General features: G+C 73.1%; 23 protein-coding genes and 2 riboswitches. Of the genes, 12 read left to right on the top strand and 11 right to left on the bottom strand.

The window, feature by feature from the left end; all coding sequences use genetic code 11:
* Nucleotides 1–953 precede the first annotated feature (953 nt).
* The 6 genes from BM396_RS26450 to BM396_RS26475 form a co-directional block, all read right to left on the bottom strand.
* On the bottom strand, nucleotides 954–2660 hold the full coding sequence (locus BM396_RS26450; protein ID WP_043385951.1) for a DEAD/DEAH box helicase: 1707 nt from the start codon (nucleotides 2658–2660) through the stop codon (nucleotides 954–956).
* A 9-nt stretch (nucleotides 2661–2669) separates the two neighbouring features.
* Nucleotides 2670–3458, bottom strand: coding sequence for a precorrin-6A synthase (deacetylating) (gene cobF / locus BM396_RS26455; protein ID WP_043345401.1), 789 nt, complete (start codon nucleotides 3456–3458; stop codon nucleotides 2670–2672).
* Between the two features lie 47 nt (nucleotides 3459–3505).
* Complete coding sequence (locus BM396_RS26460) at nucleotides 3506–4444, bottom strand: ornithine cyclodeaminase family protein (protein ID WP_043385948.1); 939 nt, start codon at nucleotides 4442–4444, stop codon at nucleotides 3506–3508.
* 141 nt (nucleotides 4445–4585) lie between these two features.
* The gene (locus BM396_RS26465) at nucleotides 4586–5707 is read right to left on the bottom strand and encodes a DSD1 family PLP-dependent enzyme (RefSeq protein WP_043385946.1); all 1122 of its coding nucleotides are present in this window, start codon (nucleotides 5705–5707) and stop codon (nucleotides 4586–4588) included.
* A 59-nt stretch (nucleotides 5708–5766) separates the two neighbouring features.
* Entirely contained in the window at nucleotides 5767–6906 is a 1140-nt protein-coding gene (locus BM396_RS26470; protein ID WP_043385943.1) for a threonine synthase, read from the bottom strand.
* A gap of 171 nt (nucleotides 6907–7077) precedes the next feature.
* Nucleotides 7078–8340 (bottom strand): D-amino acid dehydrogenase, encoded by a 1263-nt coding sequence (locus tag BM396_RS26475; protein ID WP_043385940.1) that lies wholly within the window; start codon nucleotides 8338–8340, stop codon nucleotides 7078–7080.
* 65 nt (nucleotides 8341–8405) lie between these two features.
* A riboswitch (glycine riboswitch) is annotated at nucleotides 8406–8514 on the bottom strand.
* A gap of 3 nt (nucleotides 8515–8517) precedes the next feature.
* Nucleotides 8518–8620: riboswitch (glycine riboswitch) on the bottom strand.
* A 168-nt stretch (nucleotides 8621–8788) separates the two neighbouring features.
* On the opposite strand from BM396_RS26475, the gene BM396_RS26480 reads away from it, so the two are divergent.
* The 3 genes from BM396_RS26480 (at nucleotide 8789) to BM396_RS26490 (ending at nucleotide 10275) form a co-directional block, all read left to right on the top strand.
* A complete protein-coding gene (locus BM396_RS26480) occupies nucleotides 8789–9124 on the top strand; it encodes a hypothetical protein (RefSeq protein WP_043345389.1) in 336 nt (111 codons plus the stop codon).
* Between the two features lie 191 nt (nucleotides 9125–9315).
* A complete protein-coding gene (locus BM396_RS26485) occupies nucleotides 9316–9573 on the top strand; it encodes a hypothetical protein (protein ID WP_043345387.1) in 258 nt (85 codons plus the stop codon).
* A gap of 96 nt (nucleotides 9574–9669) precedes the next feature.
* The gene (locus BM396_RS26490; protein WP_043385937.1) at nucleotides 9670–10275 is read left to right on the top strand and encodes a glutathione S-transferase; all 606 of its coding nucleotides are present in this window, start codon (nucleotides 9670–9672) and stop codon (nucleotides 10273–10275) included.
* A gap of 22 nt (nucleotides 10276–10297) precedes the next feature.
* Here BM396_RS26490 and BM396_RS26495 read toward each other — a convergent pair whose 3' ends face one another.
* Entirely contained in the window at nucleotides 10298–10771 is a 474-nt protein-coding gene (locus BM396_RS26495; protein WP_043345382.1) for a DoxX family membrane protein, read from the bottom strand.
* 130 nt (nucleotides 10772–10901) lie between these two features.
* Here BM396_RS26495 and BM396_RS26500 point away from each other — a divergent pair, with 130 nt between their 5' ends.
* Nucleotides 10902–11255, top strand: coding sequence for a hypothetical protein (locus BM396_RS26500; protein WP_043385933.1), 354 nt, complete (start codon nucleotides 10902–10904; stop codon nucleotides 11253–11255).
* A 63-nt stretch (nucleotides 11256–11318) separates the two neighbouring features.
* Here BM396_RS26500 and argE read toward each other — a convergent pair whose 3' ends face one another.
* Nucleotides 11319–12551, bottom strand: a complete 1233-nt coding sequence (gene argE, locus BM396_RS26505) for an acetylornithine deacetylase (protein ID WP_043385931.1) — start codon at nucleotides 12549–12551, stop codon at nucleotides 11319–11321.
* 184 nt (nucleotides 12552–12735) lie between these two features.
* Here argE and BM396_RS26510 point away from each other — a divergent pair, with 184 nt between their 5' ends.
* The 7 genes from BM396_RS26510 (at nucleotide 12736) to BM396_RS26540 (ending at nucleotide 19956) form a co-directional block, all read left to right on the top strand.
* Nucleotides 12736–13038 carry a hypothetical protein gene (locus tag BM396_RS26510; RefSeq protein ID WP_043385927.1) on the top strand — a complete coding sequence of 101 codons (303 nt, stop codon included), beginning with the start codon at nucleotides 12736–12738 and terminating at the stop codon, nucleotides 13036–13038.
* Between the two features lie 65 nt (nucleotides 13039–13103).
* On the top strand, nucleotides 13104–13970 hold the full coding sequence (locus BM396_RS26515; RefSeq protein WP_043385924.1) for an alpha/beta hydrolase: 867 nt from the start codon (nucleotides 13104–13106) through the stop codon (nucleotides 13968–13970).
* 165 nt (nucleotides 13971–14135) lie between these two features.
* On the top strand, nucleotides 14136–16055 hold the full coding sequence (locus BM396_RS26520) for a sensor histidine kinase (protein ID WP_043385921.1): 1920 nt from the start codon (nucleotides 14136–14138) through the stop codon (nucleotides 16053–16055).
* A 368-nt stretch (nucleotides 16056–16423) separates the two neighbouring features.
* On the top strand, nucleotides 16424–16753 hold the full coding sequence (locus tag BM396_RS26525) for a hypothetical protein (protein WP_051044734.1): 330 nt from the start codon (nucleotides 16424–16426) through the stop codon (nucleotides 16751–16753).
* A 179-nt stretch (nucleotides 16754–16932) separates the two neighbouring features.
* A complete protein-coding gene (locus BM396_RS26530) occupies nucleotides 16933–17610 on the top strand; it encodes a carbonic anhydrase (RefSeq protein ID WP_043385918.1) in 678 nt (225 codons plus the stop codon).
* Between the two features lie 3 nt (nucleotides 17611–17613).
* Nucleotides 17614–19182: a SulP family inorganic anion transporter gene (locus BM396_RS26535; RefSeq protein WP_236961467.1), complete on the top strand. Its 1569-nt coding sequence runs from the start codon at nucleotides 17614–17616 to the stop codon at nucleotides 19180–19182.
* A gap of 408 nt (nucleotides 19183–19590) precedes the next feature.
* A complete protein-coding gene (locus BM396_RS26540; protein WP_043385916.1) occupies nucleotides 19591–19956 on the top strand; it encodes a hypothetical protein in 366 nt (121 codons plus the stop codon).
* Between the two features lie 49 nt (nucleotides 19957–20005).
* Here BM396_RS26540 and BM396_RS26545 read toward each other — a convergent pair whose 3' ends face one another.
* The 3 genes from BM396_RS26545 to BM396_RS26555 form a co-directional block, all read right to left on the bottom strand.
* The gene (locus tag BM396_RS26545; protein WP_043351523.1) at nucleotides 20006–20236 is read right to left on the bottom strand and encodes a hypothetical protein; all 231 of its coding nucleotides are present in this window, start codon (nucleotides 20234–20236) and stop codon (nucleotides 20006–20008) included.
* A gap of 182 nt (nucleotides 20237–20418) precedes the next feature.
* Nucleotides 20419–21084, bottom strand: a complete 666-nt coding sequence (locus tag BM396_RS26550; protein WP_043385913.1) for a hypothetical protein — start codon at nucleotides 21082–21084, stop codon at nucleotides 20419–20421.
* Nucleotides 21085–21202: 118 nt separating this feature from the next.
* Nucleotides 21203–22297 (bottom strand): replication protein RepA, encoded by a 1095-nt coding sequence (locus tag BM396_RS26555; RefSeq protein WP_043385909.1) that lies wholly within the window; start codon nucleotides 22295–22297, stop codon nucleotides 21203–21205.
* Nucleotides 22298–23111: 814 nt separating this feature from the next.
* Here BM396_RS26555 and BM396_RS26560 point away from each other — a divergent pair.
* Nucleotides 23112–23969: a TrmH family RNA methyltransferase gene (locus BM396_RS26560; protein WP_043385906.1), complete on the top strand. Its 858-nt coding sequence runs from the start codon at nucleotides 23112–23114 to the stop codon at nucleotides 23967–23969.
* Nucleotides 23970–23986: the final 17 nt, after the last annotated feature.

Genomic DNA, 23986 nt, shown 5'->3' on the forward strand with positions numbered 1-23986 from the left:
CTCCATTCTCCAGAGGGGTGGAAATGCCCGCATCAGGCATTCACGAAGCCCAGTAACAATGGATCCGCAGGACCGTTCCAGTCGTGAGAAAGATCATTTTTGTCGCACCGGACGGGTCTGAAACAATCCGATACGAACAAGAGCGACGCGGGCGCGGCGTCTGGCCTCCCTCATCGCTGCCGTTGGCGTTCGGTGCGGGGATCCGCATCAGCCTCGTCTTTCGGCACGGCGCAGCTGGCCACCGCCCGGGGGCGCGAATACAGGAGCCGGCATCGGGCTGCTTGGACCAGCGCACCTCGGGCGATCCCGTCGGCGCCATGGCACCGCATGGCACCGCACGGCACCGCGGGCGCCCGCGGCGATGCGGCGGACAATCGTGCCGCGGGGAGGGGGCCCGAACAGCCCTCCCCGGGTGATCGCCCGGCCCGTCCCGCTGGCCGGTGCGCGGCCTCGGTGCGGCTCTGAAGTCGGACCGGTCAGGCGTCAGAGCGGTCGGCAGACGCACGGAACGCAGGGGCCGGTGCGCGGACGGTGGCCGGAACCGGCGCCCGCCGCGGGCACCGTTGCCCAAATATTCTTCAAATGTACATTTTTTGTTCCACGGCCCGCCTGAGACCGGCCCTCGCTCTGGTTATATCTAGAGTTCGCATAAGATATATTATGGAACATAAGCGTCATCCTCGCTGGGGCGAGGGGGCTTGGCTCGGCTTCCGACCCGGTTTGGCGCTCAGGTTCGGCGTGTCGAGCGGACCGGTTCGTAACCGGGATCCTGGCCGGCTCTGTGGCTGGCCCCGGCGGCGCGACCGGGACCGGTGCCGGGACGGCGCGCCGGGCGAGGGCCGTTCGAGCGCCGTTCGAGCGCCCTCCCCGGTCCCGCCCCTCGGACGGCCTCCGGACCCGTCGGGGCCGTTGCGGCGCGCCGATGGCGGCGAAGCGATCATCCGGAGACGGCGTCAGCCGGCGGGACCGGGCGTCCGGCGCTCGCCCAGGATCCGGCCTTCGCGGGTGCGACACTCGATCTGCTCCGATACGCGGCCCGGTCGGACACGGACGGCGGCCGGCCGCGCCAGGCTCCCGGCGCCCTCCAGGAAGCCCGCGGCGGTCATCGGCGCGTCGCGCCCGCCGCCGAGACCCCGCCACCAGGACACCGCCTTCTCCCGCTCGTAGCCGCTGCGCTCCGGCCGCAGGCGCACGCGCCAGCCGGCCTCGGCGGCGCCGTCCCGCCAGCCGAGCACGAGGTCGAGTCCGTCCGGCGCGGCTTCCAGGTTCAGGGTCGTGACCGGATGCCAGGCGGCCCCGGACCCGCCGGTCTCCGGCGCGGGGGCAGGGCCGGCCGGTTCGGGATCCGGCAATCCGGGATCCGCCGAGAGGATCGCCAGCTCGTCATCGGCCGCGGCCTCGTGCGGGGCCTCGGCGTCCGCGTCCACCTCCGGCTCGGTCCAGCAGGCCTCGCAGGTGGAGGCGTTCAGCGCGATCAGGGCGCCGCAGCCGGGGCAGGGCTTGGCGCGCGGGGCCCCTGCCCCGCTCAGGCCCTGGGTGGCGCTCCGGACCGTCACGGCGTCCACGGGACCGTGCATCCGCACCAGCCCGGCATAATCGAGGATCAGCGCGTCGGCCTTGCCGGGGGCGCAGCGCAGCGCCCGGCCGACCTGCTGCACGTAGAGCCCGGTGCTGCGGGTCGGGCGCAGCAGTGCCACCAGATCGACCTCGGGGACGTTGAAGCCGGTGCCGAGCACGCCCACCGAGGTCAGGCAGCGGATCTGTCCGGCCCGGAACGCCGCCACGATCCGGTCGCGCTCCCGGCGCGGGGTCTCGCCCGAGACGCTCTCGCAGGCATACCCTTCCACCCGTACGGCGTCGCGGACGGCGTCCGCATGGGCGAGGCCGGCGCAGAAGGCGAGCCAGGCCCGGCGGGAACCTCCGTATTCCGCGAGTTCGGCGACCGCCGCGCGGGTGATCCAGTCGCGGTTGACCGCCGCCTCCAGCTCGCCCGGGATGTAGTCGCCTCCCCGCCGGCCGACGCCGGAGACGTCGAGCTGGGTCAGCGTCGCCTTGGAGACGAGGGGCGCCAGGAAGCCGCGCCGGATCAGCGTGAACGTGTCGGCCTCGTAGGCGATGCCGGAGAACAGCCGGTGCTCGCCCGCGTCGAGGCGGCCCGAATCGAGCCGGTAGGGGGTCGCGGTGAAGCCCGCCACCCGCAGCCCGGGGGTCATCGCCCGCAGGCCCGCCAGGAACCGGCCGTAGCGGGTGTCGGCGGCGCGGGGGATCAGGTGGGCCTCGTCGACGATCACGAGGTCGCGGGGCCCCACCGCGTCGAGCCGGTCGGCCACCGACTGGATGCCGCAGACCAGCACCTGCGCGTCGGCCTCCCGCCGCCCGAGCCCGGCGGAGAAGATCCCGGCCGGCGCCTCCGGCCAGGCGCGGCTCAGTTCCGAGAAATTCTGGGCGACGAGTTCGCGGCTGTGGGTGACGATCGCCACCCGGGCGAGGGGGTCTTGCTCCAGGGTCTCCCGGGCGAGGGCCGCGATGACCAGCGCCTTGCCGGCCCCGGTGGGCAGCACGATCAGGTGGCCGGGCGCCGCGTCGTCCGCCCCTCCCCGCGCCCAGGCGGCCGAGAGCGCGTCGAGGCTGGCGCGCTGATAGTCCCGCAGGCGCAGCATGGCGGCGGTCTAAGCGGGTTTGCCGGTCCTGTCCGTGGCGGCGCGGTCACGGCGCAGCAGGTAGATGTCCATGATCCAGCCGTGGCGGTCCCGGGCCTCCGCCCGGACCCGGCGGATCGCGTCGCCCGTATCGCCCAGCCGGCCGGAGAGCAGGATCTCGTCCGGGCCGCCGAGATAGGCGCCCCAGTAGATCGTCAGGTCCGGGTCGAGATGGCCGAAGGCCGGGTCGCCGTCGAGCATCACCACGACGCTCTCGGCGTCCGCCGGCCAGCCCGCCGCGAGGCGGCGGCCCGTGGTGATCAGCACCGACCCGCCGATGCCGTTCAGCGGCACGCCGTGACGGGCGGCGAGCACCTGCACGCTCGTCAGGCCGGGGATCACCGTCCGGGTGACGGCGACGCGCCCGCGGTCGGCGATGCGGTCGAGGATGCGGAGCACGCTGTCGTAGAGGGCCGGGTCCCCCCAGGCCAGGATCGCCCCCACCTCCCCCGGCCGGAGATGCGCGGCGAAGGCCGCCTCCAAGCGCTCGGCCCGGGCCGCGTGCCAGGCCGCGACGGTGCCGCCGTAATCGGCCGGGCGGCGCTCCCGGGGCGGGTCCTCCACGGTGACGACCCGATGGGGCTTGGCGATATGGGCCGCGCAGATCCGGCGGCGGATCTCGACGAGGTCGGCGGTCTCGGCGCGCTTGTCGAGGACGAACACCGCGTCGACGTCGGCGAGCGCCCGCACCGCCTGGAGGGTCAGGTGCTCGGGGTCGCCCGTGCCGATGCCGATGACCCGGATCTGCCTGTCCTGCATGCCGTCCGTCCTCCGCCGGGGCGGGGGAGGGCCGGCGCCGGCCTCCCCTACAAGCGCGCGTCGGCTTTGGCGAGGATCGCCCGGGCGATGGTCAGGTCCTGCAGGGCGATGCCGGAGGAGTCGAACACGGTGATCGCCTCCGGATCGGTCCGGCCCCCCTCCCCGGTCCGGAGCACGTCGCCGAGGGCCCGCAGGCCGGCGGAAGCCCCCGCGGAGGCGTGCTGGAACTCCCCGATGGTGCGCGACTGCTCCGGCAGGTCGCAGAACAGCTGCGCCCGCTCCAGCAGGGCCGGGGGCAGTTCCTGCTTGCCCTTCGCGTCCGCCCCCATGGCGGCGACATGCGTGCCGGGGCGGACCCAGTCGGCCTCGAACAGCGGCGCGCGGGCCGGCGTCGCCGTGACGATCACGTCGGCGGCCGCGCAGGCCTCCCGGGGCGCGGCCGCCCGCACGGCGATCCCCGAGGCCCCCTGCCCCGCCAGGCGCTCGGCGAAGCCCGCGACCTTGGCGGCGTCCCGGGCGACCACCAGCACCGTCCGGATCGGCAGGATCCGGGCGAGCGCCGCGCACTCGAACTCCGCCTGGTTCCCCGCCCCGAAAACGGCGAGCACCGCCGAATCCGGCCGGGCGAGGACGCTGGCCGCCACCGCGTCGGCGGCGGCGGTCCGGTAGGCATTGACGCGGCCCGCCTCGATCACCGTGTCGACCCGGCCGACATCTTGGTCGAACAGCAGGATCACCGAATTGTGCCGCGGCAGGCCCCGGTCCGGATTGCCCGGCCAGAACGAGCCGACCTTCAGGCCGGCATAGTCGGCCGTCGAGCCCGACTTGATCGAGAACCGGTTGGTCGGCTCCGAGCCGTGCCCGAGCACCGCCGGGAACAGGGTGGTGCCCGGGGCGACCGCCGCGATCAGCGCCTCCCGGGCCGCCTCGAACGCCATGGCGTGGTCGACCAGGGCCGCGGAGTCCTCTTCCGAGATGAAGCGCATGGATTCGAAGACCTCCAGAGTCCGGGTTTCAAAAGGGCGTGCCCTTCGCGGGTGCAGGGCGGCGCCCTGCGGTCGGGGACGCCCGAGCGTCGGGGCGCCGCCCCGACACCCCGCCGAAGGGCTTCAGCCCTTCGGAATCCCCTACAGGGTCATGCCGCGGGCGGTGACCGGCCAGACGGCCTCGACCCGGCCGTTCCGCACGCCCACGTACCAGTCGTAGACGTTGACCGTCGGGTCGCAATGGCCGGGGATCAGCTTCAGGCGCTCGTTGAGCTTGAGCACGTTGCCGGGATCGCTGATCACCCCGTGCTCGTCCGAGCACTTGATGTACGCCACGTCGTCGCGGCCGAACACCACCGGCAGGCCGCTGTCGATGCTCTGCGCCTTCAGGCCGGCATCGCAGATGGCCACATCCGCCTTCGCCTTGCTCATGATCGCCGTGACGATGAACAGGCTGTTCTCGAATTCCGCGATCGGCCGGCCGTCCGCGTCCTTCACCCGCTGGTAGTCCGCGTCCATGAAGACGTAGGAGCCGCATTGCAGCTCGTTGTAGACGCCGCTGCCGCCCTCCAGGGCGAAGCTGCCGGTGCCGGCCCCCGCGACGATATCGCAGGCGAGCCCCTCGGCCTTCAGCAGGTCGACGGTGCGCCTGGTCTCGTCGATCGCCGTCTGGATCAGGGCCTTGCGCTCGCCGTAGTCGCGCACGTGCTGCGCCTTGCCCTGATAGGCCTGCAGACCCGCGAAGCGCAGGCCCGGCGCCTTCGCGATCGCCCTGGCGATCACCAAGGCGGGCTCGCCCGGGGCGACGCCGCAGCGGCCGGCGCCGACATCGATCTCCACGAGGCATTCGAGGGTGACGCCATACTGGACGGACGCCGCCGAGAGGTCGTCGACATTGCCGAGGTCGTCGACGCAGACCAGCACCCGCGCCCGTTTGGCGAGCGCCGCCAAGCGCTCGATCTTCTTCGGCGCCACCACCTGGTTGGAGACCAGCACGTCGCGGATGCCGGCGCTCACCAGCGCCTCGGCCTCGCTGACCTTCTGGCAGCAGACGCCGCAGGCCCCGCCCCGCTCGATCTGCACAGTCGCGATGTCGGAGGATTTGTGCGTCTTGGCGTGGGCCCGGTGGCGCAGGCCGTGCTCCTTCATGAAGCGGCCGAGCGTGTCGACGTTGCGCTCGAAGGCGTCGAGATCGACCATCAGGCAGGGGGTGTCGATCTCCTCGACCGGCATGCCGACGCAGGCGGGAATGTTGTTGCGCATGGTCCGTCTCCTCCGGATCGGGGTGTCTTGATCGGGATGTCTTGGTCAGCGGGCCTGGGTCACGGGGCGAGGCCCAGAAGCTCGGCGATGCGCGGCGTCGCCTTGATGCCCGTGCCGGTGAGCACCACCACGGTGGTCTCCCCGGGCCGGATCGCGCCGCTTGCGGTGAGGTCGGAGAGCGCCGCCGCCGCCATGGCGCAGGTCGGCTCGACGTAGAGGCCGGTGCGGGCGAGCTCCATCAGGGCCGCCTCGATGGCCGCCTCGGAGACCGCCACGGTGCCGCCGCCGGACCGGCGGAGCGCCGCCAAGACCTCGCGGCCGCGCACCGGCTGGGCGATCGAGGCGCCCTCGGCCAGCGTCGGGCGCGGGGTCACCGGCACGAAATCGTCGGCGCCCGCCGCGAACCCGGCATGGAGCGGCGCGCAATGGGCCGGCTGGACCGCGTAGAGCCGCGGCAGGCGGGCGATCTCCCCCCGGCGCAGCAGCTCCGAGAAGCCGATGTCGCAGCCGAGGATGTTGCTGCCCGCGCCGCAGGGGATGATGACGGCGTCGGGCGCGGAGAAGCCCAGATCCTCCCACAGCTCGTAGGCCAGCGTCTTGGTGCCCTGGAGGAAATGGGCCTGCCAGTTGTGGCTGGCGTAGAAGATCTCCTCCGCCTGCCGCACGGCGGCGTCGGCGGTGTCCTGGCGGGTGCCGGGCACCAGCTCGACCGCGGCGCCGGCGGCGCGCATCTGCACGGTCTTGGCCGGCGAGGTCGAGGCCGGGACCAGGATCTTGGCCCGCATCCCGGCGGCGGCCGCGTAGGTCGCCACCGCGGCGCCGCCGTTGCCGGAGGAATCCTCCAGCACCGCGTCGATCCCCTGCTGGCGCAGGATCGACAGCATCACGGACGCGCCCCGGTCCTTGAAGCTGCCCGAGGGCGCGAACCATTCGAGCTTGAAATGGGCATGGCCGCCCCGCCAGGGCCGGTGCACCAGCGGGGTGCAGCCCTCCCCGAGGGAGACCGGGTCGGAGACCGCCACCGGCAGGGCGGCGGCGTAGCGCCAGAGGGAGCGCTTGGCCGTGTCGATCTCCCCGCGTCCGATCCCCGGCAGGTCCGTGATCATCAGCGGACCGCCCGTCTCCGAGCGCCAGCGGGGCGTCTCGATCGGGTAGGTCGCGCCGGTGGCGGGGTCGAGATAGGCGGCAGATGGAGGCATCGCGGCTCGGTTTCCGGGGCGGTTCGGGAAGATAATACAAAATAATCTTGGTCGGCGCGCCTCCCTTCTCGCGGAGACGACGCCGGGCCGAGGCGGGCGGGGCCCGCCTCGTCAGGGCTCCGCCCCGACAACCCGCCAAAGGGCTTCAAGCCCTTTGGAAACCCGGGCCTCTCAGGCCGCGAGCGGCAGGATCGTCCGCTCCGGGGCGTGCTCGGCGGCGATCGCCCCGGCGACGATCTCGGCGGTGGCCCCCGAGAGGGTCCAGCCGAGATGGCCGTGGCCGGTGTTGTAGAAGACCCCGGGCCGGCGGCCGCGACCGACCTTGGGCAGCATGTTCGGCAGCATCGGGCGCAGGCCGCTCCAGGCCACCACCCGGTCGGTGTCGACCAGCGGGAACTGCTCGCGGGTCCAGTCGACCAGCGGCTGGATCCGGTCGTGGCGGATGTCGCGGTTGAAGCCGTTGAACTCGGCGGTGCCGGCGACCCGCAGGCGCTCGTCGCCGAGCCGGCTCGTCACGATCTTGGCCGCCTCGTCGAGGATGCTCACCTCGGGGGCCGCCTTCTGGGCCTCCGGAGTCAGCAGGTTCACGGTGATCGAGTAGCCCTTCACCGGGTAGACGTTGACCCGGTCGCCGAGCATCGCGGCGAAGTGCCGGCTGGCGCAGCCCGCGCAGATCACCACCGCGTCGGCCTGCAGGACCTGCGTGTCCCCGGCAGGATGGCCCGCAGCGCGCCAGCCGATGTCATAGCCCCCCTCCCCCGGCGCGATCGTCTCGACGCTGGCGTCCTGGACGAAGCGGACGCCCCTGCGGGCGCAGGCGGAGGCGAGCCCCCGGGTGAATTTGTGGATGTCGCCGGTGGCGTCGGAGGGCGTGAAGAAGCCCCCGTGATAGGTCCCGGCCAGCGTCGGCTCGATCGCCCGGATCTCCTCCGGAGTCACGGCGTAGCGCTCGAGGCCGCCCTCCCGCAGCAGGGCGTTGACTCCGGTCGCCTTCTCGAAGCTCGCCCGGTCCCGGTAGAAATGCAGGATGCCGCGGGTCTTCAGGTCGAAGTCGATCCCCTCGGCCTCGGCCATGGCGAACAGCGCCTCCCGGGCCTTCAGGGCCAGCCGCACGGTCTCCACGGTGTTCTCGCGGTAATGGGCGATCTCGCGGACGAACGCGGCCATCCAGGACAGCTTGTGCCAGGAAGGCTTGGGATTCATCAGCAGCGGCGCGTCCCGGCGCATCATCCAGCGCAGGCCCTGCATCACCGTGGAGAGCTTGTTCCAGACCTCGGCGTTGCAGGCCGAGAGCTGGCCGCCATTGGCGAAGGAGGTCTCCATGGCGGCGTAGCGCTGCCGGTCGAGGACGGTGACGCGGTAGCCGCGCTGGGCGAGCGCATAGGCGGTCGTCACGCCGGTGATGCCGGCGCCGATCACGGCGATGTGGGTCATGGGCTTGGACTCCGGGACGTGGACGCGTGGAGGCCGCCTCAAGCGGTCGGCCGGTTGCGCGCCCCATCTGTCCCGGTGCCTGAGAGCTTGATCCGTCCCGCCCTGGCGCGGCGAAGTACGGACGTCCCCTTCGGCGGGTGCCCACGGGTTCCCCCGCTGCACCTCTCTCCAGATCGCCCTGACGACACGGTTCCGGTGCCTGAGAGTTTCCGGGGCGGTTGCTCCGTCGGCGCCGGGTCCCCTCTGCTGGGAAGATCCCGGTCTCTCCCGCATCGTCACGATGGGCTGTCCCTGGATACGCCGATCGGCCGCAGGGGAGAAGCCCGCCCGTCCCGCCGGCGGCCGATTTCACCGACAGCCGCTGCGCGTTGTCACCGCCACCCACGCTCTCCGCCGGAGCGATCCCGGCCGCCGCCGGTTGACGCTGGATTCTCCGGGAGACACCCCGATGCTGACCAGGACCGCGATCTACGAGGGCAGGGTGCGCGACGCCCGGGAAGAGGAATTCTTCCGCCGGGTCCGGGACGAGCTGGAGCCGTTCTGGCGGCGATTCCCGGGCGTCACCGCCGTGCGGATCCAGCGCGTGGTCTCGAAGGACGCCGACGCGCGGCCGATCGCCATGATCCTGGAGATGGACTTCCCCGATCAGGCGGCGCTGGATGCCTGCCTCGCCTCTCCGATCCGCCCGGAATCGCACGCCGCCACCGAGGCGGTGATGGAGATGTTCGACGGCCGCTTCTACCATCTGGTCAGCACCGGGCGCACCATGTCGCTGGTGGATTAGGACCCGGCCTCGGAAGGTCAATCTCCGCTCGAACGCAACGGCAAGTTTACCGCATATAAACCTATACTGACATATTATAATAGCCTGAAGATAAAATCTCAGGCCTGAACATCAGTTGATCCAGCACTCTTTAAGGGTCTCGGCGCAGGTTCCGTCCGAGCGACACCCTTCTTGTTCAGGCGGACGGCGCGATGGCGAAATGGATTCCTGGCGCGGCCGTCTTCGGCCTCCTGTGCCTGATGATCATCCCGGCTCCCGGGATCTGGGGCGTCCTGATCGGGGCCGCCTGCGTGCTGGCCATCGTCGGCAGCCTGTGCATGCTCGCCCTCGATCGGGTGGCGAGCGCCATCCTCGTCTGGCGCTCGCGGATGCGGGCGCGACGCCCGAGCCCGAGCCGGAGCCGGAGCCGGGTGGTCCATGCCGGCTCCAGGATGACCCGGAAGGTCTGAGCCTCCGGCGGGGCGCCGGGGGCTGGATTCCCCGCGGCATCGGTGCAAGGTCCCGGCGCCGCGATCACGGCGCCTAAGACCAACCGGGACGGTCCGATGAAGCTCCTCTACTCCCCCGCCTCGCCCTATGCCCGCAAGGTGCTGGTCCTCGCCCACGAGACGGGACTGATCGACCGGATCGCCGTCACCGTCGCCGGGGCCTCGCCGACCGGGCCCTCCGCGGAGGTCGCCGCCCACAATCCGCTGGGCAAGATTCCCGCCCTGATCCTGGAGGACGGCACCGCCCTCTACGACAGCCGGGTGATCTGCGAGTATCTCGACGGCCTCTCGTCCGGGCGGCGCCTGTTCCCCGAAGGCGCCGCCCGCTGGGACGCGCTGACCCGGCAGGCGCTGGCCGACGGGCTGCTCGATGCCGCGCTGCTCGCCCGCTACGAGCGCGTGCTCCGCCCCGAGCCCCAGCGCTGGGACGCCTGGGAGGCCGGCCAGATCGGCAAGATCCGCGCGGCGCTGGACCGGTTCGAGAGCCTGGTCGGCGGGATGCCGGCACTGGATATCGGCACGGTCGCGATGGCCTGCGGGCTGGGCTACCTGGACCTGCGCTTTCCCGATCTCGCGTGGCGGGAGGGCCGTCCGGCGGTCGCGGCCTGGTACGCGCAGTTCGAGCGCCGGCCCTCCATGGCGGCCACCGTGCCGAAGGGCTGAGCTCCCGCCGCGCCGGGCCCCGCTACGGCCGGGCCCGGTCCGCGATCGCGTAGGGATGGGTCGAGCCGAGGGGATCGGCGAGGAAGTCCTGGACCGTCCCGGCGCCCGTGCCGAAGGTGATGAGCAGGAAGCCGCCCGCCAGGGCGAAGTTCTTCAAAAAATCCCAGAACAGCGCGCGGCCCTTGCCCCCCGCCCAGAAATCCCCCGGCACCCAGAACTGCTTCCACAGCAGCGCCGTCACCCCGCAATAGCCGGCGAGCACGAAGGCGGCGGCCCGGTCGGCGACCCCGGTCAGGATGCAGAGCGACATCCCGATCTCGACGCCGAGCCCGATCAGGATCAGCACCGTTGCGGGCGCCGTGGCATGCACGGCCTCCCGCGCCTGCCCGACCGCGCCCCGGAAGTTCAGGATCTTGTCGAGGGCGCTGAACGGCAGGAACAGCAGCACGAGGAGCAGGCGGACGCTGAACGCGATTGCGACGCTGAGGCTGGCCATGCGCTGAACGGTCTCCCGATCCGGCCCGGTTCGGGCCGCCGATCCAAGGCGCTGATCCAAGCCGCGAGCGGCGCAAAGGTTTCGCGCGGCCCCGCCGGCCGCGTGCAGATCCTGGCCCCCGAAGCGCCCCGTGCGGGCCGGCCCCGGCGGTGCGCAGCGCGTCTTCGATCACGGGCGGCATCCCGGCAACGCAGACTCGGACGCCTCAGCCGAGACCGGCCTGCGCCGCGCCCACCTCGTCGAGGCGACGGCGCCCGGCACTCTCGAGAACGCCGTTCAGATCCGCCCGTGGCACGCCAACGTGCTTCGGCTCGGCGGCCCCAACATACACCTCGCGCGCCACAACTTCGTCCTGCCGCTGGTGTGCCGCCTGGTGCATCCCGGCTCCGGAAGCTCGGATGTCGGCCAGGGCGGGACGTCGAGAGCCGAGAGCGAAGCCGAGTCCCGGCGGCTGGTCGACCGCTTCGGCCGCATCCCCTGGTGAGTTCGCGCCGCGCGGCGGACGCTCTGCGGGCCGGAAGCGCGCTCGACCGGCGCGGATGTTGGTTCAGACTGGGAGCGCCCCTCGCGACGAGGACGCTGAGCCGGTCGTGCAGGTGCGGATCAGCCGCCGCACGAAGCCCGCGCACGCCTCAAGTTCGTCCCGGGTGACGTACTCGTCGGCCCGGTGGGCCCGGGCGATGGAGCCCGGTCCGATCACCACGGCGGGCACGCCGCCGAGCCGCTCGAACAGCCCACCCTCCGTGCCGTACGAAACCTTGGCGTGGCCGTTGCGGCCCGCGAGGCGCTTGGCCAGGGTCACGATCTCGGCCTCCGGATCGGTGTCGAGGCCCGGATAATCGATCAGCGGCTCGACATCGACGCCGCAGGCCGGATCGCCGGCCCGCATCAGCGGCGCCAGCGTCCCGGTGGCGTACCCGATCGCCGCGGCCGCCAGCGCCGCGGCATCGTCCGCGCCGATCGCCCGGTACTCGAACGCGACGCTGCAGGTGTCGGGCACGATGTTGAGCGCCGTGCCGCCCCGGACCACGCTCGACAGGCCGGTGGTGTGGGGCACGTCGTAGAGCGGGTCGCGGGCCCCGTCCCGGGCGATGGCCTCCGCGGACAGGCGGACATGCTCGATGAAGCGGGCGGCGTATTCCACCGCGTTGACACCCTGGGGCGCCAGGGCCGAGTGGCTGGCCCTGCCCCGGAAGGTGAGGCGGGCGGCCGACTTGCCCTTGTGGCCGACCACCACATCCATCCCGGTGGGCTCGCCCACGAAACAGCCGAGCGGCCGCGGCACGCGCTCGAGCATCCGGGCGATCAGCGGGCGCACGCCGAGGCACCCCACCTCCTCGTCGTACGAGATCGCGAGGTGGATCGGGGTGGCGAGATCCGCCGCGACCATTTCGGGCAGGAGCGCGAGGCAGACCGCGAGGAACCCCTTCATGTCGGAGGTGCCGCGCCCGTAGAGCCGCCCCCCCGCCTCCCGCAGGGCGAACGGGTCCGACGACCAGGGCTGGCCCTCGGCCGGCACCACGTCGCTGTGGCCGGAGAGCACGTAGCCGGGGCGGGTCTCGAACGGCCCGACGCTGACCAGCAGCGCCGCCTTCCGGCCGGTCGGATCCGGCACCCGCTCCACCGCGGCGCCGTGGCCCCGGCAATAGGCCTCGGCCCAGTCGATCAGCGGCAGGTTCGAGCGGTCGCTCACCGTGTCGAAGGCGACGAGCGTCCCGAGCAGCGCCACCGGATCGGGCGGGCCGGAGGGCGGCAGGACGGTCTGTGCGGGCTCTGTCATGGATGGCGTCCTGCAACCGCGCGCGAATCGGCCCGGATGGGGCGCCCGGATTCCTACGGGGTTTTCGGCGCTTCGGGGATCCCGGGCAACGCCCGGACCGCCCGACCGGTCCCGGGAACCGGTGCGGCGTCCGAGCGTCGCTCTCGGTGGAGGCCGCCGGAGACCGCCCCTGGGAGCCCGAACCATGCGTCGCCGTCCCGCTCCGATCCGCGCCGCCCCGATCCTCGCGACCCTGTTGCCGGCGGCCCTGCTGCTGGCCGCCCCGGCCGAGGCCCGGCCACAGGCCGGGACGCCGCGCCATCGCGTCGCGTCCGACATGGACCGGACCCTCGCCCGAAGGGCGGCGCGGGACCGGCCGGACTGGCGGGTCTGGCAGCGGCCGCTCGTCCCGGCCTTCGCTCCGGCGACGCGCGAGCGGGTCGCGGCCCCGCCCTTCACGGGCTGGGGCTACGGCGGCACCCTCCCGGGGGCCTGGCCCGGCTTCTGATCCGCCTCGACCCGGGCCCGACCGCCTGCCATGGTGCGGGCGACCGAAGGCCTGAGACGGACGCGATGGTGCTGGAGTTCCGCCTGGACGATCCGACCCCCGCGGATCCGCGCCGCCGCTGGAACGCCCTCGCGCAGGAGGCGCGGGACGCCTGCTACGACAACACCCGCGCGGTGGCCGACAGCGCCGCCCAGGTGGCCGCCCGGAATGCCGCCTCGGCCGCCTACCGGGCCGCGCATCCGGCGGGCCTCGACGTGCCCTACGGCCCGGGCCCCCGCAACGCCCTCGACCTCTACCCGGCCCGGGACGGGGCGGCGCCCTGCCTGGTCTTCATCCATGGCGGCTACTGGCAGCGCGGCGCGCGGGAGCTGTTCGCCTGCTTCGCGCAGGGCCCGAACGCCGCCGGCTGGTCGGTGGCGATGGTCGGCTACACCCTGGCGCCGGAGGCGAGCCTCACCCGGATCGTGGCGGAGATCGGCGCGGCCCTCGACTGGCTCGCCGCCCACGGGGCCGCGCACGGGATCCGCGGCCCCCTGATCCTGTCGGGCTGGTCGGCCGGCGGGCTGCTCACCGCATTGCATCTGGGCCATCCGGCGGTGGCGGCGGGGCTGGCCATCTCCGGCGTCTACGACCTCGCGCCGATCCGCCAGACCGAGCTGGACGCCAAGCTGAGCCTCACCGACGCGGAGGTCGAGACCCTGTCCCCCCTGCGCCGTCCGGCGGTGGCGAAGCCGCTCTGCATCGCCTACGGCTCGCGCGAACTGCCGGCGCTGATCCACGACGCCCGCAACCTGCACGCCCTGCGGGCGGCGGCCCACGCCCCGGGGGCCCTGCTGCCGGTGCCCGATGCCGAGCACTTCTCGGTGCTCGACGCCCTGCGCCGGCCGGGCGGGATCCTTGTCCGGGCGGCCCATGCCCTCCTCGAGGGCTGACGATCTGGGCAATGGGACGATTCCGGGCGTATTTACAACTCCCGATAGAAATTTCGCATCGCCGGAGACCGCTCCCGTCTTGCTGAGGCCCGCGGCGCGTGCTGAGACGGGGGTGCGGGCGCGATCTCCCTCCTCCGGGAGCCGGCCGGATCCGAGGGAGATCGGATGCAAGCGGTCGCGCGATCGGAAACCCCTGCGGCGGCGGCCCGCGCCGATCCCGCGGACCGGGCCGACCGCCGCCGCCGCGGATGGGGCACGCCGCGGCTGCGCGTCGTCCTGGCTTTGGGCTTCGGCACCCTCGGCTTCCTGGCGACCCTGGCGCTCGCCGCCCTTGTGAGCCGGGAGGCGACCCGACGGCTCGAGGCGGAGGTCGGCGGCCAGCTCACCGAGATCGCCAGCCAGATGGCCCGGAACCTCGATATCGGGATGTTCGAGCGCTGGCGCGACATCCAGATCGCCGCCGCCTCGGACAGCCTGCGCGATCCCGGAACCGCGACGGCGGCCAAGCGCGCCGTGATGGAGCGGCTCCAGGCGACCTACCCGGCCTATTCGATCATCGGGCTGGTCGACGCCGACGGGCGCGTATCCGCGACCAGCACGGGCGCCCTGGAGGGCGCGGACGTCTCCGGCCGGGACTATTTCCGCGGCGGCCTTGAGGGACCCTATGTCGGGGACGTGCATCCGGCCAAGCTCCTCCAGAGTCTGATGCCCCCGGTCGACACCGGTGCGCGCGGGGCGGCGCGGGAGCCGCTGCGCCTCGTCGATGTCGCGGCCCCGGTCCGGTCGCCGGACGGCCGCGTCCTCGGAGTGCTGGCCGCCCATCTCGACTGGACCTGGGCGCGCGACATGGCGCGCATCCTCGAAGGCGCGCTCCGGGGCCATCGCCAGGGGGCCGAGATCCTGATCCTGTCCCGCGACGGCACCGTGCTCCTCGGTCCGCCCGCCCTGCAGGGCGCCGCCCTGCCCCGGGCGGTCCTGACCGGCGACAGATCCCTCGATCCGCAGGGCACGAGCCGGGTCGGGCCCTGGCCCGACGGCGCCGCGGCATATCTCAGCGCCCACGCGTCCACGACCGGTCACCGGGACTATCCCGGTCTCGGCTGGCAGGTGGTGGTGCGGCAGACGGCCGACCGGGCCCTGACCGCGGTGGCGGCCCTGCGCGGGGACATCCTGGTGGCGGGCAGCGTGGTGGCGCTCGCGGCGGCACTGCTCGCGTGGCTGCTCGCCGGCCTGATCGCCCGCCCGCTGCTGGACCTGGCGGTGGCCGCCGAGACGCTGGGCCGCGACCAGCGGCCGCCGCCGCTGCCCCGCGCCTTCGTGCGCGAAGGCGCGATGATCGCCGACGCCCTGGGCGCGGCGGCGGACGAGCTCGCCCGGCGCGCGGACACCCACCGGCTGCTGATCGATGAACTGAACCATCGGGTGAAGAATACCCTCGCCACCGTGCAGGCGATGGCGGCCCAGAGCCTGAAGAACCTCGGCGGGGACGCCGCGGCCGGGCGCGACGCCTTCGAGGCGCGGCTGCTCGCCCTGTCGCGGGCCCACGACATCCTGACCCGCGAGAGCTGGGCGAGCGCGGACCTGCGCGGCGTCGCGACCCAGGCGATGCGGCCCTTCCTGGGCGCGGAAGTCCCGGGGGGCGCTCGGTCCGGCAGCGATCTGGCGAGCCAGACCTCATCCGGTGCGCTGCCGCCGCGCATCAGCCTGGAAGGTCCCGACCTGCGGCTGCCGCCCGAGGGCGCGCTGGCGCTCACGATGATCCTGCACGAATTGTGCACCAACGCGGTCAAGCATGGCGCCCTGTCGGTTCCGGGCGGTCGCGCGGCGCTGGTCTGGACGGTGGAGGCCGGCCCAGACACCGATACCCTCCGGGTGACATGGTGCGAGTGCGGCGGCCCCCCGGTCGTCCCGCCGACGCGGAAGGGATTCGGCACCCGCCTGCTGGAGCGGGGCTTTGCCGGGAACAGGACCGCCAGCCTGACCTACGAGGCTGCGGGCGTCGTCTACAGGGCGGCCAATCCCCTGCCCGCCCCCGGCCGCGCGGCCGCGCAGCCCACGCCGCGTCTGCAGGCCGGACGGGCCTGATCCCGCTCCGGCCCGATCGGCTTTCCCTCCCGTTCCACCCCGACATCGACCCCGCCTCACGGCGTCGGGACAGCGGCCGTGCATTCCCTTAGCCCGGCCCCTTAGCCCGGCCCCACGGTCCGGCCCCACGGTCCGACAGAGCCCGATCCGGCGCATCGGAACCAGATCCGGCTTTAATCCCGGCGCTGATTTCGTGACGAGACAAAGACGTGCGCAAACACACTCTGTAGTACATTGGTGATGGATTAAAGTCTTTATTGATGTGATGTGCTGAGACGCACATGAGATTTGCAAGAGTTTGACTAGGTTCGACTGACCGGCAGGGATTCGGTGTCCCCGGCCACAAGACGAACGCGCGAGGAAACGCCATGCCCCAGTCACGACACGTCCCGATCCGCGGCACCACCGTCGGCCTCGCCCTGGGCCTCCTGGCCGGACTCCTCGGCGCGCCCCTGGCCGCGCAGGCCGGCGAAGGCGGCGGCGGGAGCCGCCAGGCCGCCGGCGGGGGCCACATGAGTTCCTACGTCAGCGATCCCCATCACGACCCGCGCTCCCTGCACTCGCAGCGCGCCGGGACCGGTCAGCTCCTCGGAGCGCCGATGCTCCACGAGAGGGCCGGCACCACGGTGGCGCGCCGCCGCGCGGTCGATCCCCACTGGGCGTCCGGAACCGTAGAGCCCCGCCGGGCCCGACGCTGAGACCGCCCACCCGGCTCCGGGACGGCTCGCCTTCCTCCCCCCGGCCTGGCCGGGGGACCTTCACCCCGACCCGACCGCTCGGGCCGCACGACCCGCCCCCCTTGGGACGGGTCGTGCGGCCCGAGCGGTGTGCCCGCCCCGGTTTCTCCCCCGGTTCTCCCAGCGTCAGAGACCCCTTCATGAACAACATCATCCAGGGCATCGCCAGCTTCCAGGGCAACGTCTTTCCCGGACAGCGGCAGATGTACCAGCAGCTCGTGCGCGACGGTCAGCAGCCGAGCGCGCTGATCATCGCCTGCGCGGATTCCCGGGTCTCGCCGGAGCACATCACCCAGGCGGGGCCGGGGGACCTGTTCGTCTGCCGCAACGCCGGCAACATCGTGCCCCCGGCCTCCGACGTGGTCGGCGGCGTCTCCTCGGCGATCGAGTATGCCGTGGTGGCGCTGGGCGTGCGCGACATCGTGGTCTGCGGCCATTCCGATTGCGGCGCCATGAAGGGGCTGATGAACCGGGATCTGCTCAAGCGGATGCCCAGCGTCGCGTCCTGGCTGCGCCACGCCGAGGCCGCCGAGCGGATCGTCTGCGAGGCCTATCCCGAGGGGATGGACGCGCAGGCCCGTCACCACGCCCTGGCCCTGGAGAACGTGGTGGTCCAGCTCGCCAACCTGCGCACCCATCCGAGCGTCGCTGCCGCCCTCGCCAAGGGGTCCCTGCGGCTGCACGGCTGGTTCTTCGAGATCGAGACCGGCGCCCTCCTGGCCTATGACGGCGCGAACGGGCGCTTCCGGCCGATCGCCGGGGCCGACATGCCCGTGGCGCAGGATTCCTCCACCGGCAGCCGCCTGCAGGCGGCCTGACCCATGCGGATCCCCAGCAGCCTGACCGCCGCCCTCGCCCCGGGCGGCGCCATCCGGACGAACCTCGCCCGGGACCTGCCCGCCTCCGTGGTGGTCTTCCTGGTGGCGCTGCCCCTGTGCATGGGCATCGCCATCGCGTCCGGCGTACCGCCGGAACGCGGTCTCGTCACCGGCATCGTCGGCGGCATCGTGGTCGGCCTCATCGCGGGCTCGCCGCTCCAGGTCAGCGGGCCCGCCGCGGGGCTCGCGGTGATCGTGTACGGGTTCGTGCAGGCGCACGGGCTCGACGCCCTCGGCCCGGTCCTGGTGGTGGCGGGCCTCGTCCAGCTCGCCGCCGGCGCCCTGCGGATCGGCGGCTGGTTCCGGGCGATCTCGCCGGCCGTGGTGCACGGCATGCTGGCCGGCATCGGGATCCTGATCGTCCTGGCCCAGATCCACGTCCTGACCGACGCCCTCCCCCGGGCGAGCGGCCTGGACAACCTCGTGGCGATCCCGGCCGCGTTCTTCGACTTCGTCACCGGCACGGGCGACCGCACCGGCGCCGTGATCGTCGGCGGGTTCACCATCGCGGCGATGATCGCCTGGGAGCGGCTGCGCCCGGCGCGGCTCCGGCTCCTGCCCGGGGCGCTCGTCGGCGTGCTGGCGGGCAGCCTGGCGGCCGGCCTCGGTGGCTTCGCCGTCAAGCGCGTGGCGGTGCCGGAGGCGCTCTTCTCCGGACTCGCCCTGCCGGGGGCCGAGGCCTGGGCGCGCCTCGCCGAGGCCGAGATCCTGATCATGGCCCTGGTCATCGCGGTGATCGCCAGCGCCGAGAGCCTGCTCTCGGCGGCCGCTGTCGACCGGATGCACGACGGCCCCCGCACCCGCTTCAACCGGGAGCTCGGCGCCCAGGGCATCGGCAACCTGATCTGCGGACTCCTCGGCGCGCTGCCGATGACCGGGGTGATCGTACGCTCCTCGGCCAACGTCCAGGCGGGGGCGGTGAGCCGGGCCGCCACGGTGATGCACGGGACCTGGATCCTGGCCTTCCTGCTCGCCCTGCCCTGGCTGCTCGCCCTGGTGCCGACCGCGAGCCTCGCCGGCATCCTGGTGGTCACCGGCTGGCGACTGGCGAGCCCGGCCCACGCCCTGCACCTGCAGGCCCGCTACGGCTGGCTGACCGCCGCGATCTGGCTGGCCACGATGGCCACCGTGGTGGCGGTGGACCTGCTCTCCGGCGTGCTCACGGGCCTCGCCCTGAGCCTCATCCAGGCCCTGCCGAGCCTGCGCAAGGGCCGGCTCCGGATCGAGCACGCGGCGGCCCCGGAGGTGCCCGGCGTGCCGGAGCTGCGCCTGTCGGGGGCGGCGACCTTCCTGCAGCTTCCGAGCCTCACGGCGGCCCTGGAGCGTACCCCCGAGGGCGGCGAGGTCCGCCTCGCCACCGACAACCTCGCGGCCATCGACCACACCTGCCTGGAGATGATCGGCGACTGGGCGAGCCGGCGCAGCGCCGCCGGCAGCCGGATCGCCGTGGTCGGCGGGTCGGGAGTCCCGCACGACCGGCTCGCCGCCGCGGTGGCGGCCCCGGCCCACTAGGAAGCCCTGTGCCGAAGGGGCAGACCCTTCGGCACAGGGCGCGTCGGAGCAGGCCGTTCGGACGCGGGCCCGAAGCGGACGCGGGGCGGGCGGGGTCCGAAGGCGGGACCGTAGGTCCTGCGGCGGCGCCCCGATGTTTCCACGCGGATCCGAGCGGACGGCGCCCCCGGGCCTGTCCGCGTCGCGGCAGACGGTCGCGGCAACCGGTCGACGGGGCCGCCTTCCGGTCCGTCCCGACGCGGGCCGGGAGCCGCCCGGGTTCGTCGGAACCCGGAATTCCATCGTTTTCACAACCGGTTAATCCTGAATCTTTGCGCCCCCTTAACGGGCGGACCGCCAGACTCGCCGCTACGGCAGGCCCGCTGCGCGGGATCGGCCGCGGAATGGTACTCGTCAGGAGCTTCGTCGATGATCAGGTTCCTCGCGGCTTCGGCCGCATGCCTGGTCCTGTGCGGCGCCGCGGCGGCGCAGGACATGCCCGGCCTTGCGACGCTGCATCCGCCCGATCCCGCCCAGCCGGTGGCGGCGAGCGCCCCCGTCCCGATGCCGGACGGCGGGGTGGCGCCGGGACTGCGCCTGGGATCCGTTCCCGATCCGGACGCGGCCCGTCCCGACCCGGTCCCGACGCCCCCCGGCAGCCTCGCGCTCCGCAGCACCGCGGCCGACGCCGCGCAGACGACCGCCAGCCTGAAGGCCCCGTCCGCCACGCCCAAGCCGTGGTGCGCGCAGGAGCGGCGGGTCGGCACCGGTCTCGGTTTCTGCCTCGTCAATTGAGCGGTCCGCCCGGGCCGTGCCGGGCTCTGCCCCGGACCCGGTCGCCGGCTCAGGAAGCCCCGTAGACCGCGACCGCGTCGAAGGTCTCGCCGTCCTCCGGGGCTTGGTCGCGAGAAGCGACGAGGGAGGCGACGAGGAGGACCAGCACGGCCGCTGCGACGGCCGCGACCGCGAGCGGCCGCGTGATCAGATCCGCATGGGCGCGGGCGGCGTGGATCACCGCGCAGCCGAGAAGGAAGATACACACCTGCGCGGCCGGCGTCGCGAAGGCCGCCGTCATCGCGGCGTCCCGGTCGTCCAATGCCGGCCGATCACGCCGATCGGGTCCATGACGGTGTTCATGTCCGTGTCCATGGCACGCCCTCCCCGGCTGAGGCTGCCGATGCCCGGCTTGACCCGCAGGCGGTCGGCCGCGCCGGCCGGCGTGCCCGAACATGCGGGCGCGGGCGACCCGGCCGGGCGTCACGTCTGCGTGACCGGGCCCCCTCGGGCGGGTTCCGGATCCGGCGGCGCCAGGGCGTAGGTGGCCTCACCGACCCGGCTCAGGGGCCCGCCCGGCCCGGACCGCTTCCACAGCCGCGTGTTGAGGGCCGCCACCGGATCCCGGCCGGGCAGGGTGAAGCCCTGCCCGACGAGCACCTCCAGGATCTCGGCCGCGTGCAGCGGCCGGCCCGCGCGCCCGATCGCCGCGCAGGCCGCCTCCACCACGGCCCGGCCGTAGCGGCGGGCCCCGGCGGCATCCTCCGTGAAAGCGATGGCCGGCGGGATGGCGCCGCGGGCGCCGGCGGCATCTGTCCGGACCACGGGACGCGCCTCCGGACGCACTTCCGGACGCGCTTCCGCCCCCCGTCGTCCGCGCGGCGCGCCGGAATCCTCCGCCGCCGGTCCGGACCGATCCCCCGGCACGCCCGGGTCCCCCAGCGCCGGATCGTCGGCGGGGTCTCCGCGAAGGCGCGCCCCCGTCTCGGGGACCGGATCCGATGCCGCCCTCGCCCCGGATCCGGCGGCTCCCAGGCGGCGGCCGAGCTCGAGGTAGAGCATGAGGTCGGCGATCTGCCGGTCGAGGGCCTCGCGCTGGCGCCGCAACGCGGCGAGCCGCGCCTCGATCTCGGATTCCGACAGGCCCACGCGATGGTCCCTCCGACCTGAGGGAACATCTACCCGTTCTCAGCACCGGTGGGAATGCTCAACGTCGGAATATTCCGTCACGCCTGAGCAACGGTAGGAATATTCCTTCCGGCGAGCCCTATTCCCTTGCCCGCTTGCGCATTCCCTTGGCGGCCGGCCTGGGCGGCACGAGCAGCGTGCTCGGATCGGCCGGATGCAGGGTCAGGCCGCCCTCGTCGAGGACCAGCGGCAGCCGCGGGAAGACCTCGCGCAGATGCGCGAGATCCGCCTTGAACGCCTGCCGGAAGCTGCGGATCGAGGCGTTCTCGGCGCCGAACTGCGCGTGGAGGTTGGCCCAGGTCAGGCGGAGCGGGCGCTGCAGCGACCGCAGGCGGTAGCCGGTCCAGAACAGCAGGTCGAGCTTGCGCGCCGAGCCCGAGAAGGCCCGGGCCGCCCGCACGTCCACCGGCAGGGCGTGCCGGATCAGGGTCTCGTAGAATTCGGGGTCGAAGCGCACCGTGCGCCCCGCCTCGTCGGCCCCCTCGCCGGCGCGGGGGCGCCACAGTTCCAGGCTGCGGAACGGCGGAACGTTGAGGGTGGTGGCGCTGTCGCGCCCGTCCCAGAGGCCGATCTGCATGGAGCAGGCGGCCAGCCGGTTCAGCTGCTCCTTGAACTGGCGGATGGTGCCGCGCTCGCCCCCCGTGACCGCGAAGCCCATCTCGCGCATGAAGCCCGACAGGGTCTCGGCCACCTTCACGGTGGGGCTGCGCTGGCGCACGGCCTCGGTGCAGAGGTGCAGCAAGACCAGCCGGGCCTTCGGGCCGTAGGGCAGCCCCTGGGGCTCGAAGGCGCCTGTCTCCGGATCCTTGATCCGGCCGGCGATCAGGCTGAGGGAGTTGCGCCCGTAGCTGCGGGAGAATTCGCGCACCGGCCCGGGGTCGCGGTAGGGCAGGCCGCACAGCGCCAGGACCGAATGGATGTGCTGGAGGCTCGACGGGAGCGCCGGCTCGCTCTCGATCACGAGGCGCACCGCGTCGCGGCGGCGCTGGTCGCGCGACAGGCCGGCCCGGCGGCTCTCCTCCTCACCCAGGAGGGCGGCCTGGGCATCGCGCTCGCGCTGACGGTGGAGCACGTGCTCCACGATCTGCGCGAACAGGAAGCCGCCGCGCGCCGCCTCGATCTCGGCCTGCAGGTCCGGGTCGTGGATCCCGGCGATCTTCTCCTCGATGCTCATCGCCCCTCGGTCCGCGGCACAGGGGCGCGTTCGTCCGGCGAACGGGAGAACGGCCCGATCCTGCCATGCCACGATTCGGACGCCGCGGACCCGGTTCGATCGGGCTTGTCCCGGCAATCCACGCTTCCCCACTCCCGGCCCGCCCCCGAATGCAGGCGCATGACCGGGGCCGGGTGACCGCGGCCCCCCTCCGGCCCCGCGCGACGCAGAGTTCGATACGGGGTCCGTCCGCCGCCCGATCCCACGCAGAGTCCGATACGCCAGCCCGCCCGCGTTCCGTCCCCGTTATCCACCGGCGCGGGCCGGAATCCCCGCCGAATCCGATACGCGGCCGCGCAGATTCCGATACGCCACGTCGCCGGTCCGGCGCAGAATCCGATACGCGGCCGCGCAGAGTTCGATGCGCACCCACGCAGAGTCGGATGCGCAAAACCACATCAACCCCATGGCCAGAATGAGGAATTTCGGACTGCATATAACTTGCCGAACTGACTCTCTGAAAGACTCTTCCAGATAATCTTCCTAGTTTCGGAGAGCCTGTTCGTTCTGACGAACGAACCCTGATCGCACCGGAAGCGCACAGGGTACGAAGGGAATGTATGATGGTTTTCCACATTCCCTCGAATTGCCGCCGTCACCGCTTGACGATCCGCAGAGCCTGGATGGCGGCGGGCCGGCCGGCTTCGTCACGGGGACCGTCGCGATCCCCGCGATGGCGGCTTGACGCGGGCGATGCCGCCCGGTTTCTCGGAGCCGTCCCAGAGGGCCCTCAGATGAAGAGCGTGCCGATGCCTCCCTTCCCGATCGAATCCCGATGACGGACCGCCGCGATGACGGCCGTCCGTCCGGCGGTCGCCCCGCCCCGAATCGCCCGCACGGGCCCCGACGTCCGGCTCTGCGGCCCGGCAACCGCCCCGGCAGCCGTCCCGGCGCGGCGGGCCGCCAGCGGGAGGCGGACGGCGACGGGCCGGCCGTGCTCTATGGCTGGCATCCCGTGGTTCAGGCCCTGGGCAATGCGCAGCGCGGCCTGCAGCGGCTGCTCGCCACCGAGAACGCGGCGGCGCGGCTGGAGGCGGAGTTCGGCGGCGCCTTGCGGATCACCCCGGAACTGGTCCGGCCGAGCGAGATCGGCCGCCTGCTCGGACCGGACGCCGTCCACCAGGGGCTGTATCTCGAGGCCGAGCCCCTGCCCGCCCCGGGGCTCGACGATCTGCCCGCCGACGCGCTGCTGCTGGCGCTCGACCAGATCACCGACCCGCACAATGTCGGGGCGATCGTCCGCACCGCCGCGGCCTTCGGGGTGGCGGGGATCGTCACCACGGCGCGCCACGCCCCGGGCGCAACCGGGGTCCTGGCGAAATCCGCCTCCGGCGGCCTGGAGCACGTGCCGTTCGTGACCGTCCGGAACCTCGCCGAGGCGCTGATCGCCCTGGGGGAACGCGGCTTCACCCGGGTCGGCCTCGATTCCGACGCGCCGGAAAGCCTCGACGCCGTGACGGTCGCCCGGCCGCTGGTGATCGTGCTGGGCGCCGAGGGCAAGGGGCTGCGCGAGCGCACCCGGAGCTGCTGCGACCTGCTGGCGCGGATCCCCTTCGCGGGGGCGATCCGCAGCCTCAACGTCTCGAACGCCGCCGCCATCACCCTCTACGCCCTCGGCCGGACCGAGACCTGACCGCGACCTGACCGAGG

The organism is Methylobacterium sp. UNCCL125 (assembly GCF_900116795.1).
Classification (GTDB): domain Bacteria; phylum Pseudomonadota; class Alphaproteobacteria; order Rhizobiales; family Beijerinckiaceae; genus Methylobacterium; species Methylobacterium fujisawaense.